Genomic DNA, 13,899 nt, shown 5'->3' on the forward strand with positions numbered 1-13,899 from the left:
GGCACAGGAGCCCCTCATGTCACAGATCAGTCGCCGCCGTCTGCTCGGGATCGGCGGGGCGCTCGCCGTCGGAGGAGCGGCCGGCACGCCGCTGCTCCTCCGTGGTTCCGAGCCGGCCCGCACGGCTTCCAAGGCTGCCGGCACCGGTTTCGTGCACCCCGGGGGGCTCAATGCGTACGGGGAGCTCAACCGCGCCAGGGTCCGGGTGAGAGCCGGCTCGCAGCCATGGTTGTCTGCCTGGGAACGGCTGACCGCGAACCCCCACTCGGCGTCCACCTGGAAAGCGCGCCCACAGGCCACGGTCGTCCGCGGCGGCGTGGGACAGAACTACACGGTCCTCTACAACGACATCCACGCCGCGTACCAGAACGCGATTCGGTGGAAGGTGGGCGGTCGCACCGCCCACGCCGACTGCGCCCGCGACATCCTGAACGCGTGGTCGTCCAAGCTGACCCAGGTCACCGGGAACGCCGACCGGTTCCTTGCGGGGGGCATCTACGGATGGCAGTTCGCTGCTGCAGGGGAACTGATGCGCGGCTACCCCGGCTTCAACCTCGACGCCTTCCGCGACATGATGGTCAACGTCTTCTACCCGCTGAACAACCACTTCCTGACCATCCACAACGGCGCCTGCATCACCAACTACTGGGCCAACTGGGACCTGTGCAACATGGCGTCGATCATGGCCATCGGGATCCTCTGCGACGACACCGCCAAGTACGAGCAGGCGATCGACTACTTCAAGAACGGCAAGGGCAACGGCTCGATCACCAACGCCATCCCGTTCGTGTACAAGGGCCAGGGCCTGGCGCAGTGGCAGGAATCAGGCCGGGACCAGGGACATACCTTGATGGGCATGGGGCAGATGGGCGCGATCTGCGAAATGGCCTGGAGCCAAGGCGACGACCTGTACGGCTACGACAACAACCGCTTCATGAAGGCGGCCCAGTACGTCGCCAAGTACAACCTCGGCTATGACGTACCGTTCACCAACTACGAATGGGGGACCGGTACGAAGTGCAACTATCGCCAGCACACTGTGATCTCCGATTTCGGGCGTGGCCAGAACCGCCCGGTGTGGGACATGCTCCACTACCACTACGCACGGCGTCGCCGTCTATCCGTCCCCTACATCACGGCCATGGCTGAGAAGGGGCGGCCGGAAGGCGGCGGTGGGAACTACGGACCGAACAGCGGAGGCTACGACCAGCTCGGCTTCGGAACGCTTCTTTACGCGAAGTGAGCCATGGTTCCCGTTTACACGAAGTGAGCCATGGTTCCCGATGCTGATGTGGACTGAGCCTTGATAGATCAGCGAACGGTCGAGGCGGCCCGGGCCGGCGACCGGCAGGCGCTCGACGAGCTGGTCGAGCGCAGTCTCCCGCTGGTCTACAACATCGTCGGACGGGCGCTGAACGGCCACGGGGACACCGACGACGTCGTCCAGGAAACGATGATCCGCGTCATCGACGGCCTCGGCGGGTTGCGGGATCCGGCCCGGTTCCGGCCATGGCTGGTCGCGATCGCGGTACGGCAGGTCCGCGATCGGATGCACCGCCGGCGGCGCAATGGCGAGGAGATCGCCATGGAGCAGGCCGGCCCGGATTTCGCTGAGCTCACCGTCCTGCGGCTTCAGCTGGAGGGGGAGCGGCGCGAGGTCGCCGAGTCGGTCCGCTGGCTTGACGACGCGGACCGGCAGGTGTTCTCGCTGTGGTGCCTGGAGGTGGCGGGCGAGCTGACCCGCCGGGAGCTCGCCGCCGCGATGGGGCTGACCCGGCAGCATGCGGCCGTGCGCGTCCAGCGGATGAAGTCGCGGCTGGAGACCGCGCGCGGCATCGTCCGGGCCCTCGAAGGCGGCTGCCGCGAGCTGGCGGAGATCACCGGCACCTGGGATGGGCGGCCGGACTCGCTGTGGCGCAAACGCCTGGCCCGGCACGTGCGCTCCTGTCCGAACTGCGGCGCCCGGCGTGCGACGGTCTCGGCAGAGCGGCTGCTCACCGGGCTTGCCCTGGTGCCGCTCCCGGTCGGCTTCGGTCTCGGCGCGCTCGTCAAAGCCCCCGCCACGGCCGCTCCCGCCGGGCTCATGGCTCAGGCCGCCGCCCTGCTGGCCAAGCCGGTGACGGCGGTGACGGTGGCGGGCGGGGTGGCCCTGGCCGGGGGTGGCGCGTACGTGCTCGAAGAGCTGGCCGCCCCGCCGCCACCTCCGGCCGCCCTCCCCATCGGCCCCAGCCTTCCCACCGCACCGGCGAGCGCGGTGCCCCGTGCGGCGCCGTCCCCGCCGGTGCCCAGCCCCCGCCGCCTTTCGTTGTACGGCAGCGTGGTCGACGCGGCCGACCGGGCACCCGATCCCCGCCGCCGGCCGGGCGCACTGCCGCGCCGCCGCGAAACGGGTGTGACGCTGTCAACGGGGGACAAGGCCGACTTGAAACACCGTGGGGAGAACGTCACGTTCCGTGGCCGCGGCTATCTGATGGTCCGCTGGCAGGTCGTGAACGGGGGACAGGTGGTCATGCCGACCTGGACCGCCCTGACCGGGAAACTGTTCCACGTCGCGGCCGGCGGCGGGCGGCGGCTGGACGACCGCCAGCCCGGGTCGTCCCGGACCTGGATGGGCCTGAGAACCGGCACCGCGACCCTGCCGCCCGGGGCCCAGCAGATGTGGCAGAACGAGTACTACTACCTCAGCGGATCCGTCACCCTCAACCACACCGAGAGCAGCCATGCCGACTACAACATCTTCATGAAGCCGGTCACCCACCGCGAAATCACCGCCGACATCGGCACAGCTCCCGACGGCAACGGGATCATCCGCTACGGCCTCGTCCGCGACACCGGCGACGACTCCGCCCCCGTACCGCAATACCTGACCCGCGCCCGGAACTCGGCTGAGGTCCCCCAACAGTCCCGTGTCCGCTGACACGCGCCCGAGACCCATCGCCACAGGCTCAAGGGCGTCGAGGGAACCGGCAGCCTCCATGAGTCGTCGAAGCAAACGAAGATCACAACCCGTCCCTGGGGGCTGAGATCTGCGACGATCAATGGAGGAACGATGGCTGCACCAGAGAAGCGCATTCCCGGTCAGTCCAACTCCGAGTACGAACGACGTGACAACCCGAACGCGGACTTCATCGGCACCCAGTCAGTCCACGGGGGCGGAGACCACTCCTTCATGGTCAGGATCTCCCAGGCCTTCTTCACCTGGCGTGACCGCCGCCGAGGCAGCAAGAAGGCGTAGCCCTCGGTAAAGCTGAACGTGTGTCCGCTGTCGCTATGTGGTGGACCTGGTGGGTGCGCGAGGCATCGCTCATTAGGTCTCTGAGCAGGTGAGTGAGCGGATCACGTGGTGGATGTATTCGGTGAGCTCTGTTGAGTCCGGCATCCCAAGGTGGAGGACGAGCCGGTGGTAGATCGGGCCGTAGAAGAGACTCACCGCCACGTCGGGGTTGGCGTCAGGTGGGAGTTCGCCTCGCTGTTGTGCGGTTCGAAATCGCTCGTTGAAGCTGTCGATGCGTGGTCGGACGAAATTCCGGAGCTCGACGGCGACGTCGGGGTACTGCAGGCCGTCGGCGATCAGGGCGGATATCGGTGACCGTTCCGGCGGGGTGAGCAGATCGATGACCGCCGAGATCTGGGTGTGCATGTCCTTGGCCAGGTCGCCGGTATCGGGGTGGGCCAGGGGCGCGCCGATCACCTCGTCCAGAGCTTCCGCGACCACAGCTGCTTTGGACGGCCACCAGCGATAGATCGTCTTCTTGCTCACGCCTGCCCGCGCGGCGATTCCCTCGATCGTGAGATGCCCGTAGCCGATCTCGCCGCAGAGTTCGAGCGCGGCGTCAAGAATCGCCTGGCGGCTTCGCTGGTTTCGCCTGTCTGGGTTCGGTGAGCCTGCCATGCATCCGAGGTTACAGGAAACGGAACGTGTCGTGTTGACAGTGGCGGCTCGGGCATTGCAGACTTTCGATCACGACACGGAACGTGTCGTGTAGTGTCCGGCCTCGGACGCAGGGATCGAGCTTTGGAGCCACAAACACACACTCCGAGAGTCCCGGAGGGCCACCTGAAGAACGCCAACGGCCCCGTCGACATCCACGCCATGACCTCCTACGGCGACATCGTCGTCCGCAGACTCTGCCCCCTGAACACCAGCAAGGAGACCCCCATGAGCGACGCGATCTCGGTCGAAGGACTGGCCATCACCCTCAAGGACCAGCCGGTGCCCCCACAACCCGGCCGCCCTCCAGGGGTCGGCTTGCACGTGCCGGGCATGGCGATCACTGCTGACCACGTCCGGGCCGAGCCGGTGGACGTGCGGATCACCCGCGTCGAACCGGCGGGGGAGGAGCCCAATGGGGCGCGGGTCCGGGCTTGGCACGCGGTGGTCGCCGCGTCCATGGCCCAAGATCTCCCCGGCATGGCACCCTCGACGCCCGACCGGCTCCACGCCTACCTGACCAGCGCAACAACCTTGGTGTGGACCGCCGGCCGCGCGGGTGAGGTTGTGGGGTTGGCGGTGCTGCGCCTGCCCGCCGCCGCCGTCACCGGCCGTGCGCAGGTGCACGTCCACCCGGCCCACCGGCGCTGCGGCATCGGTGACCGGCTTGTGGCCGCGCTGATCAGCGGGGCCCGGTTCCACGGCCTGCACACAGTGACGGTGGCCGTGCCCGTCGGCGGCACCGGCGACGCCTTCTGCCTGCGGCGCGGGCTGGTGCGCCTGCGCACGCTGCACCACCTGCTGCTGTCGCTGCGCGAAATGCATCCGGGCTGGCTGGCGGAGATGGTCGCGGCCGAACATCCCGGCTACCACTTGACCGGAACGACGCAGATCACCCCACCCGGCCGCGACACCGCCGTCCCGGCGGAGGCACTGCTGACCGTCACCGCCGAGCACGGCCGCCAGATCGCAAGCTGCACCGAAGTACTGGTCCCCGGCGGCACCGGACCCCGCGCCACCGGTCCCCGCGCCACCGGTCCCCGCGCCACCCAGCACGACCACCGGCCAGCCGCCGACGGCCACCACGGCCTCGGGCTGGACCTGTGGATCAAGGCCGCGATGCTGCGCACCCTGTACGACCAGCACCCACAGCTCACCCAGGTCGTCACCGACAACCCCGAACACGCCACGACCCTGCTGGCCGTCAACCACCACCTGGGCTTCCGCCTGCACCACCGCACCAACCAATACCGCCTCGACGTCACCGGATCGTCGGCCACGAACTGACCGAGCGTGACCCGACACGAAAAGACGAGTTCGGCTGATGAGCGTTCTACTGGGCAAGGCGGCCTTGGTCACCCGACGCTCTGCGCAACACGACGCCACCGTGACCGACCTTGGGGTTGCGCGGCCAGCGGCCCCCGGTCGATCCCCGTCTCGGCGGGAGTGCCTGGGGCCCGCCAGAGCGAGGGATCATGACCGCCGACAAGCAGCGCAAGAAGGCGGCCCGCGACCTGGCCGCCGTCGTAAGGAGCGCCGCTGTAAGGAGTGCCGCTGTAAAGCGTCACCGTGAGGAGCGCGACCGGGCGTACCGTCGCTGGTCGGCCAACAGCCTCCGCCGATGACCCCACGCAAACCAAGACTCCTTGAGGTCACCGACCGCGCGGCGGGGGAGCCCTACGCACACCGCAACCCAGGAAAGATCCGTTATCGCGGGCTGCGTATCCCGAGAATGTATGCCGCAGTAAGCGCTACGGCACGGTCATCGTCATGTGACAGATCTGCGAGGGCACGTGAAGTGGTGACTCCTGGGATTTCCGCGAGCGCTTGTGTCAGCCGCCGACGTGCAGGCGATTCGACGGTGCTGTCGGCGAGGCGATCAACGAGACCCGTAGCGATCTGATCGGCCAGCGCGGGACGACTCGCCAGCGCGCTCAGTGCATCGGCTGCGTCGACGTCGTTCGCCTCCTCGACGATCATGTTGATGAGGGTCGGGATCGCGTCGGCTACTCCGCGTGTTCCGAGTGCCAGAGCTGCATACCTGCGGATCACGATGTCGGGGTCCGCGAGGGCGTCCTGCAGCAGTGTGGTCGTCTCACCATTCGGAATCTCAGCGATGGCCTGGACGGCACGTTTCCGCACTTCGGCCATTGGTGAGCCGAGGCCCTCTGCCAGCAGCGCCAATCCGCCGTCGCCCAATTGCGCCAAAGCCCATCGAAGGGCTCCGGCGACGTTCGGGTCCGTTTCGCTCAGCACAGCCTCGACCAGTGCTTCTACTGGCACCGGAACCTGTTCAATTGAGGACAAGGCAGCGCGCTGGCGCTTCCCGGCACTCGTTGACCTCAACGCCTGAAGGAGTGCAACGGTCTGGAGGACGTCCTCCCAGGCGGCGGGTTCCGCGGCACTGATCCGACTGAGTCGCGTGAGCAGTTCCGTCTCATCTGCGATGCGTTCTCGTGTCTGGTGGATGAGGTCGTCGACGAGCTCTGAGGGCGCGAAGCCGGGATCGTCGAGCGCGCGCTTGACTTCACGCAGCGACAACCCCAATGACCGCAGGCTCTCGATATGGAAGATCCGGCGGATGTCCTCGCTGGAGTACTCCCGATAGCCGGCGTCGGTACGACCCGTTGGCCGTACCAGCCCGAGCGAGTCGTAATGCCTGAGCATGCGAGCGCTGACCCCGGACCGTCGTGCCACATCACCGATCAACACTGCCTGTCACCCTTACTGGTTGGTTGTGCCGAGGGCCACGACGCGCTTCGCCTCCTCGATCGCGAACTCGAATCCGGCATCCGGGTCGCGCAGCAGCCGTTCCGTGGCGATCGCGTGCGCGCGCACGCGAGGGTCGAGATCCGACATCGCGGCGCTCAGCGTCGGCAAGATCATCTCACCGAGCGCGATCAGCGCCCGGCTGAGGCTCAGCTGCGTCTCATGTTCGCCGCGCCCGAGCTGTGTCGACAACACCGCGGCCAACTCGGGTTCTTCCCCTTCGGGTACGAGCACGACCGCTGCTCGCCAGGCGCTCCGCGCGACCTCATCGTCGGCGTCGGTCAGAAGCGCCCGTGTGATCGCCGGCCATGCTCGCCGATCCCCGATCTTGGACAGCGTGTGCAACGCCTGGCTTCGTGCCTGCGCATGCTCCGAGCGGACCTCATCGAGAAGCTTGAGGACCGTCATCGATGCTGAGTGGCGTGTGAGTGCCCATGTAAGCATGTCGCGCACATAGAAGTCGGGTTCGATCGCGCAGCGTTCAATGAGCTTGTCGATGAACCTCGGGTCCGGGGCCGTGCCGAACGCCAGCGCCGCACGCAGCCGTACCGACGAGCGGCTGTCCTCCAACCCCTCCAGAGCTCGACTCACAGCCATGTCCTGTTTCGGCATGGTCATCGGGACCACCTCCTTGGCCACAGTGAAGGCCTTGTCACTGTGTCAAGGTCAAACGGGCCACGCCGCAGTCGCCCGACCCGCGACGCGGCGGTCAGCCGTCAGGAGATCGCCATCTCGGTACGAGCGTGACCTGGTACGGAGATTTTCCGGAGACACCCCGTTGATTGGCTCGGCTGCCATCGCCTCGAGAACGAACTCCACAGCAGGCAGCGAAGGGAGCATGGCATGGGAAAAAGCTGCTCGCCATCGTCAGCGCTCCGTTCAACGCCTGGTCTCGAGCCGAAGTCAGCTCCCCCACTCAAAGGCGGTATTCAATGCGCAACGTCACAATGCTGGGCGCGGTCGGCGCTCTGGGAACGATGTTCACCGGCGGGCTTGCGGCACTACCGGCCTCGGCCACCGCTGCCACCGACACCGCCCGGCCCGCAGCCGCAAACGCCGATGCCTCCGTGCGCGCCGCCTGGCGATGCTGGGAGGCGACCAAGTCGGTGAAGGGCGCGACGATCAAGGCGAAGGTCTGCTGGAAGCCGACCAAGCGCAAGGGCTGGTACCAAGCATCCGTGGCCGGCAATGTCTGGGACACCGCCGCCGACAGCAAGCGCGCCACGCTCCAGGTCGTCCACCAGTACCGCACCCGTACCGGAGGGTCCGAGTCGTGGGGCAAGTACATCGCCACCGCGAAGAAATTCCGTCAGAAACGCGGTGGCGCTTGGAGCTCCAAGGGGAGCTTCAGCGGGGTCCGCAATGTCAACGTGAAGGCCTGCACCACCGACCGCTTCAACCTCCGCGTGAAGTGCAGTAAGTGACGTCCCTCGCCGTTCCGCGCGCTCACTCGTCCTCAACCCTCGGTGAGCGCGCGGAGCGACGCCCCGTCAGTAGACGGTGGGCTCGGCCTGGGCCGCTCAGATCCAGGTCACTCTGGTGACGACCACGCGGTGTTCATCGATCTCGTGGTGTTCGATGATGACGTAGCTGACAAGCCCGTGTCCTGCCCCGAACGGCTGCGTCCGCACGTTCGCGCCGGCGGGGTTGTCGGGGTTGTACTGAGCGCCGCTCCACGGCGCCAGTTCCAGCGTCGTCCGCAGTTCGAGGTAAGCGGTCAGGGCCTCGGTGGGGAGGACCGAGAATTCGGAGAGAACGTCCTCGGTCTCCTCGACGCGGTAGATCAACGTCCGCCCTGGAGATCGGCGATACGCCGTCTGATCATCTGCGTGGCGTCGACCGTCGGCACCCGCTCACCACCCATGAGGGCCTCGGCGGTGTCACGCGCGGCGCGCTGCTTGTCCGGGTCCATCGAGAACACCGCAATCCGCCACCAGGCTTCGATGAACTCGTGAACAGGCGCCAGATCCAGGTGATCGGCCGCAGTGTTCATCGCCCGCCGCAGCCCGGAGTCGAAATCAGCACGGTCCTCGGGCAGCAACGCAGCCCGGATTGACTTGAGGTCTTTACCCGGCGGTGCAGAAGCGGGCTCCGGCGCGCTGGCGGTCATGACCCACAGTCTATGACCTGCCCAACAGAACGGCGTCCAGTTGTTCGGCGCCGCTCAGCCCGGTCCCGGCCAGCACGGCGACCGCGGCCTCGGTCCAGCCGACCTCTCGTGGGCCACTGATCCGGTCGACGCTGAGCACGGGTTTGGGTCCGCGGCTCGGCGGTTGCCGCAGCCCCCACAGCAACTCAACGGTGCGGTCCACATCGAGCCTCCGAAAACTTCGGTCTTGTCGCCACTCTCAAACTGTGTCTAGCATAAACAGCGTCCGACAGACACTATTTACGAGGCTGTCAACAATGCAACGGAGACCACCATGGCTGAGACCACCACCATCCCCACCACAGACGCGGTCGCGCTGCACTACCGCCGCCCCTGAAAACCGCGCAAGCTGGCTCCACAAGCTGATCGCCGTTGGTGCGACCGAGGGGCCTCGGCGGCGGCCAAGGCCAGCGGTCGCGCCGGTCGGCGTCGGTGAGAGCGCTACCAACCGCAAGCAGACCGCAGGAGGAGACCAATGAACGACACCAAGCCGCAGACCGCGGACGGGAAGGTGCTCTGGCACTTCACGATGTCGCTGGACGGCTTCGTGGCAGGGCCGAACCACGAGATGGACTGGATGACCGGGACGGCCAGGCCGGGCCTGGCGGATGAATACGTTCAGACCACGGGTGCTGTCCTGGGAGGGCGGGATGGATGGGATGCCATGCCTGACGCTCGCCCCTACGGCAGCGACTGGAAAGGGCCGATCTTCGTGCTCACCCACCACCCCGAGGACGCCACGCCCGCCGACGACGTCACGTTCCTGAACTGCGGGCCGGCCGAGGCGGTGCGGATCGGGCTGGAGGCGGCCGGCGGCAAGAACCTCGAAGTGTTCTCGCCCACCATCGGCCGTCAGCTTCTCGAACTGGGACTGATCGACGAGATCGACCTGCACATCGCACCGGTTCTGCTCGGCCAGGGCATCCGGCTGTATGACAACCCCGGCAGCGAGCCGATCCGCCTCCACCGCGTCGGCGAAGACGACCCCACGTCGATCGTGAACGTGCGGTACCGTCCCAGCCTGCCTACCGGAACGGTTTCATGACGGACGAGATCACACTGCCCGACGCCGATGAGTTGTGGGCGGAGGCGGCGGCGTTGGCCGTGCTGCCGGCGCTCATCCCAGGCATGGAACCGATGGGGTTCGGGCTGGTGAGCGGTGGGCTGCGGAGCGGTGACGTCGGTAACGGCTGGTGGGGGATGTCGTGGGTTGAGGGCGGCCGGGCGGTCGTGTACGGCTACGACAACGACGGCAGTCAGACCCGTGCGCAGGTACTGCCCATCGATCTGCTCGCGGGCGGGCCCGGGTGGCTGCCGTGGGAATGGCTCCACAAGACGATCCGTCATGCCGAGATCCTGGCGTTCGTGTACTGGTGGGACGGGGAGTCATGGGCGCGGACCCCGTACCCGGAGGGCATGAACGACGGGGCCGGATGCGGGTCCGGAGGTGCCGATGATCGGTACTGGGAGCTCGCCGAGGAGTACAGCGACGCGGTCGCCGCGTACAACGCGCTGGTGAACGCGTGCCGCGCGCGTACGGTGGACCGGGCCGTGATCGAGGCGTTGATCAGCCCGCTGGACGCTGAGACCGTGGCCGAGGAGCTCGACGTCGACGACGCGGAGGGAATCTTCGACATCGACGGCGCCTTGGCGGTCGCGGAAGAGATCGGGGTGCGGCCGGGCTCCGATCGGCCCGAGCTTCCGGCGGGAAACGGCGAGCCCCCGGGGCGCCGCGTGTTCGTCATCGAGCCGGCGCAGGCCAGGAGCATCGTCGGGGCCGCCATGAGCGCCGCGCGGGAGGCGGAACGGCCGGCACCCGCCGCCGGTGATGCCCTGAACGACGTGGTCGAGTGGATGCGAGCCAACGGGCACGAGGAGATCAGGGCGGCCTTCATCGGGCACCCGCGGCACCCGTTCGCCCTGCGCCACGCCAACGACACGGAGTGGCTCGACGAGAAGTTCTCCGAGCTGCTCAACGCGTGGAGGGAGGAGGAAGGCGACGACCGGTTGGGACGCTGGCTGTACGTGCGGGTCCACGCGCCCCTTGATGCGGTGAACGTTGAGCGCGCCTACGACCATCGCCCCGCGTTCTGGAAGGGCTTCTACGTGCACGAACCGCTGGATCGGCTGCGCGAGGAGATGGCGCGGCGCGACGCGGCCTGGCGGCCCGGGTGGGCCTCCATGCTCGACGTGGACTACTTCAAGGACGGCGCGCCGCCGGACCTGTGCTGGCGGCCCGGCACCGCCAGATAAACCCACTACGCGCCCAGGGCGACGATCCCAAGCGGAGCGAGCCCCACGTTTGCCTGGCCCTGTGGTGCCCGGGGATTGCGGTGCGGCATTTCAGGACGGCCCAGGTGCCCCCAGCGCCGCCCGAACGCGTTGCGGTGGACCGGCGGGCCGTCCTTTGTGTGAGCTGGGGGCGGCCTGCCGGCACCCGGGCGATTGTCGGCCTGCTGGCCGGGTCTAGGGCTCTGTCGGCTTGCGGGTGAGGAGGCGGCCGTGCTGGAACCTCTCGTTCTCACCCGGCTCGCGGCGCAGCCGGCCTATCTCCGTGAGCCCGGCCTTGGACGCCAGGTCCGCGATGTGGTCGATGGAGAGCCGGTAGGCGAGGGAGACCTTGTGGTCGAACGGCTCGGCCGGGTGTGGCGAGTCGTCGCCGGTCGCGAAGAACCCCAGGAGCAGGTGACCGCCCGGCGCCAGCACCCGCGCGAGTTCCGCGAAGATCACCGGCAGGTCCTGCGGAGGTGTGTGGATGATGGAGTACCAGGCCAGAACGCCGCCCAGCGTGCCGTCCGCGATGTCCAGCGCGAGCATCGAACCCTCGTCGAACCGCAGGTCCGGGTACTCCTGGCGGGCCAGCTCGATCATCGCCGGCGACGCGTCGATGCCGAAGGCGGTCACACCCAGGGAGGCCAGGCGTGCGGTGACGCCGCCGGGGCCGCATCCCAGGTCGGCCACCGGCCCGGTGCCCGCGGCTTGGACGAATTCGGCGAACGCGGTGACCAGGGCGCGGTCCAGCGGATGGCCTTCGACGGAGTCACGGAACAGCTCGGCGTAAAGGGTGGCGACGGCGTCGTAGGCCGCCCGGGTGGTGTCCAGGGAGGAAGACTCGATCACGGAAGACGACCCTAGCCCGCGTGGTCCGGCACCCGTACGGCCGCGGCCGGCCTCGGGTTGGCGATACCGCAGCGAGGGCCTGACCGCCTCGGCCCGGGCCCGATCTTGTGAAGGGCCGGCCGGCCGCCATCGGTGATCGCGGCCTTCGAGGAGGCTGGCTTCAGGAGTGCGCGGTAGGGCGTTGCAGCCGCTGGCCGGGGTCGGTATCCAGAGTTCTTGGCGCTGCGGCCACGTGTGGTGAAGGAAGCGAGTGCGGACAGGTGCCAGCGACAAGATCCTTACGACAGGCCGATAAGACCGGCACGGCGTGCGGCGGCGCGCGGCCGGACAATCCGGCCGGCAGCGTGTGCACGAAGAACCGCGTCGCAGGTCAACGGCTGGTTTCGGCGACCGCAGGGGAGAGGCTGGCGGTGGTCGGGAAGAGACGCTACGTCGGGTCGGCAGTTTGGCGGTTCAGAATGGCGCCGGGTTGCGAGGCTGTGGCGATGACGTCGTCCAGGACCTCGCGGGAGGTGATGAGGTCGCCGATCATGCGGTCGATACGGTCACGTTCGGCGGTGAGCTCGGTGACCAGTTTCGCGTCGGCGATCTCGGAGGGGCCGCCGTCGGCGTCGCGCATGCACGGCAACAGCTGCGCGATCTTCTTGCTGTGCAGTCCCGCGGCGAACAACTCCTGGATGCGAATGACCCGATCGACCGCGGCGGCCGGGTAGTCGCGCTGGCCGCCCGGGGTACGGTCGGCGGCCAGCAAGCCCTGCTGCTCGTAGTACCGCAGGGACCGCTCACTCACCCCGGTCCGCCGTGCCAGCTCACCGATGCGCATTCCACTCCTCGCTTGAACCTGACATTAATGTTAGGTCCTACCGTTCCGGCATGGCACAGGACCTGGATCTCTTCGAGTACAACCCGATCACCGAGCGGCCAACGATCACCTGGCCCGGCAACGCCCGGGTCGCCGTGTACGTCGGGCTCAACGTCGAACACTTCCTGCTCGGCCGCCCGTCCACGAGCATCTGGCCCGGTACCGCGGACCTGGTGCCCGACGCGCTCAACCACGGCTGGCGTGACTACGGCGCCCGGGTTGGCATCTGGCGCATCACCGACATCCTGGACCGGCACGGCGTCCGGGCAAGCGTGCTGCTCAACTCCGATGTCGTCCATCACTACCCACAGATCGTCAAAGCCGGCGTCGAGCGGGACTGGGCGTGGCTTGCGCACGGGCAGACCAACTCGATCCTGCACACCGGCATGGACCGCGACGACGAGCGCCGCGTCCTCACCGAGATCACCGACACCATCGCCGAGGGCACCGGCCGCCGGCCGCGCGGCTGGATGGGGCCCGGGCTGACCGAGACGTTCCACACTCCGGAGCTGCTGGCCGATCTCGGCTTCCGCTACCTGTTGGACTGGACCAACGACGACCAGCCGTACCCGCTGCGGGTACCCGGGATGATCAGCGTCCCGTATTCGGTCGAGCTCAACGACCTGATGCTGTTCGGCAACGGCATGACCGGGCCGGAGTTCCTCCAGACCATCACCGACCAATACGAGCAGTTGCACGCCGACTCCGCGCACAGCGGCCGGGTGATGGCGCTGGCCCTGCACCCGTTCTCGACCGGCCAGGCGTTCCGCGCGAAGTACCTCGACCAGGCGCTGGCGTATCTGGCAGCGCAGCCGGATGTCTGGCTGACCACCAGCGACGAGATCGCCGAGCACTACCTGCGGACGGCCGACCCGCGCCGGGGCTGATCAGCGGCCACCGACGCGACGCCCTCAAAGGCCTTCCCGTCGACCGGTGACCGCCGCTCCACCCTTAAATCAACGACCCCGTTGAGCCGGGCCCGGCATAAGGTCGGCTATCTCGGGCCAACGCCGGTGAGCTGGGATGCGTCATGTTAGGTGGGACGGATTCGTGTGGTGTTGCCCCGGG

General features: G+C 67.9%; 17 protein-coding genes. 9 read left to right on the forward strand and 8 right to left on the reverse strand.

The features are described 5' to 3' along the window. Positions 1–16 precede the first annotated feature (16 nt). The 3 genes from ACH34W_RS15560 (at position 17) to ACH34W_RS15570 (ending at position 3,235) form a co-directional block, all read left to right on the forward strand. Complete coding sequence (locus ACH34W_RS15560) at positions 17–1,243, forward strand: alginate lyase family protein (protein ID WP_395961572.1); 1,227 nt, start codon at positions 17–19, stop codon at positions 1,241–1,243. 60 nt (positions 1,244–1,303) lie between these two features. Beyond that, positions 1,304–2,917: an RNA polymerase sigma factor gene (locus ACH34W_RS15565; RefSeq protein ID WP_395961573.1), complete on the forward strand. Its 1,614-nt coding sequence runs from the start codon at positions 1,304–1,306 to the stop codon at positions 2,915–2,917. 132 nt (positions 2,918–3,049) lie between these two features. Then, a complete protein-coding gene (locus ACH34W_RS15570; protein WP_395961574.1) occupies positions 3,050–3,235 on the forward strand; it encodes a hypothetical protein in 186 nt (61 codons plus the stop codon). A gap of 72 nt (positions 3,236–3,307) precedes the next feature. Here ACH34W_RS15570 and ACH34W_RS15575 read toward each other — a convergent pair whose 3' ends face one another. Next, positions 3,308–3,892, reverse strand: a complete 585-nt coding sequence (locus ACH34W_RS15575; protein ID WP_395961575.1) for a TetR/AcrR family transcriptional regulator — start codon at positions 3,890–3,892, stop codon at positions 3,308–3,310. Between the two features lie 123 nt (positions 3,893–4,015). Between ACH34W_RS15575 and ACH34W_RS15580 the strand changes: the two genes are divergently transcribed. Further along, positions 4,016–5,218 carry a GNAT family N-acetyltransferase gene (locus ACH34W_RS15580; protein WP_395961576.1) on the forward strand — a complete coding sequence of 401 codons (1,203 nt, stop codon included), beginning with the start codon at positions 4,016–4,018 and terminating at the stop codon, positions 5,216–5,218. Positions 5,219–5,406: 188 nt separating this feature from the next. Beyond that, a complete protein-coding gene (locus ACH34W_RS15585; protein ID WP_395961577.1) occupies positions 5,407–5,556 on the forward strand; it encodes a hypothetical protein in 150 nt (49 codons plus the stop codon). 82 nt (positions 5,557–5,638) lie between these two features. Here the strand turns inward: ACH34W_RS15585 and ACH34W_RS15590 are convergent, their stop codons facing one another. Both ACH34W_RS15590 and ACH34W_RS15595 read right to left on the reverse strand, forming a co-directional pair. Beyond that, positions 5,639–6,643, reverse strand: coding sequence for a HEAT repeat domain-containing protein (locus ACH34W_RS15590; protein ID WP_395961578.1), 1,005 nt, complete (start codon positions 6,641–6,643; stop codon positions 5,639–5,641). 12 nt (positions 6,644–6,655) lie between these two features. Then, positions 6,656–7,318: a HEAT repeat domain-containing protein gene (locus ACH34W_RS15595; RefSeq protein ID WP_395961579.1), complete on the reverse strand. Its 663-nt coding sequence runs from the start codon at positions 7,316–7,318 to the stop codon at positions 6,656–6,658. Positions 7,319–7,632: 314 nt separating this feature from the next. On the opposite strand from ACH34W_RS15595, the gene ACH34W_RS15600 reads away from it, so the two are divergent. Then, entirely contained in the window at positions 7,633–8,124 is a 492-nt protein-coding gene (locus ACH34W_RS15600) for a hypothetical protein (protein WP_395961580.1), read from the forward strand. Positions 8,125–8,220: 96 nt separating this feature from the next. Here ACH34W_RS15600 and ACH34W_RS15605 read toward each other — a convergent pair whose 3' ends face one another. From ACH34W_RS15605 to ACH34W_RS15615, 3 genes are read right to left on the reverse strand one after another with little or no spacing between them, the layout of a single operon-like run. Next, positions 8,221–8,487, reverse strand: coding sequence for a hypothetical protein (locus tag ACH34W_RS15605; RefSeq protein WP_395961581.1), 267 nt, complete (start codon positions 8,485–8,487; stop codon positions 8,221–8,223). Further along, entirely contained in the window at positions 8,484–8,810 is a 327-nt protein-coding gene (locus ACH34W_RS15610) for a DUF6247 family protein (protein WP_395961582.1), read from the reverse strand. The genes ACH34W_RS15605 and ACH34W_RS15610 overlap by 4 nt, the downstream gene beginning before the upstream one ends. Before the next feature lie 10 nt (positions 8,811–8,820). Further along, positions 8,821–9,012 carry a hypothetical protein gene (locus ACH34W_RS15615; RefSeq protein ID WP_395961583.1) on the reverse strand — a complete coding sequence of 64 codons (192 nt, stop codon included), beginning with the start codon at positions 9,010–9,012 and terminating at the stop codon, positions 8,821–8,823. 312 nt (positions 9,013–9,324) lie between these two features. Here ACH34W_RS15615 and ACH34W_RS15620 point away from each other — a divergent pair, with 312 nt between their 5' ends. Beyond that, a complete protein-coding gene (locus ACH34W_RS15620) occupies positions 9,325–9,894 on the forward strand; it encodes a dihydrofolate reductase family protein (protein ID WP_395961584.1) in 570 nt (189 codons plus the stop codon). Then, positions 9,891–11,102 (forward strand): hypothetical protein, encoded by a 1,212-nt coding sequence (locus ACH34W_RS15625; protein ID WP_395961585.1) that lies wholly within the window; start codon positions 9,891–9,893, stop codon positions 11,100–11,102. Before ACH34W_RS15620 ends, ACH34W_RS15625 begins: the two co-directional genes overlap by 4 nt. Before the next feature lie 213 nt (positions 11,103–11,315). On the opposite strand, the gene ACH34W_RS15630 is transcribed toward ACH34W_RS15625, so the two are convergent. Then, a complete protein-coding gene (locus ACH34W_RS15630; protein ID WP_395961586.1) occupies positions 11,316–11,969 on the reverse strand; it encodes a class I SAM-dependent methyltransferase in 654 nt (217 codons plus the stop codon). 427 nt (positions 11,970–12,396) lie between these two features. After that, positions 12,397–12,792: a MerR family transcriptional regulator gene (locus ACH34W_RS15635; RefSeq protein ID WP_395961587.1), complete on the reverse strand. Its 396-nt coding sequence runs from the start codon at positions 12,790–12,792 to the stop codon at positions 12,397–12,399. A 50-nt stretch (positions 12,793–12,842) separates the two neighbouring features. Between ACH34W_RS15635 and ACH34W_RS15640 the strand changes: the two genes are divergently transcribed. Then, positions 12,843–13,718: a polysaccharide deacetylase family protein gene (locus ACH34W_RS15640; RefSeq protein ID WP_395961588.1), complete on the forward strand. Its 876-nt coding sequence runs from the start codon at positions 12,843–12,845 to the stop codon at positions 13,716–13,718. Positions 13,719–13,899 lie beyond the last annotated feature (181 nt).

Origin of the sequence: Actinomadura sp. 6N118 (genome assembly GCF_044326415.1) — a bacterium.
Taxonomy (GTDB): Bacteria; Actinomycetota; Actinomycetes; order Streptosporangiales; family Streptosporangiaceae; genus Spirillospora.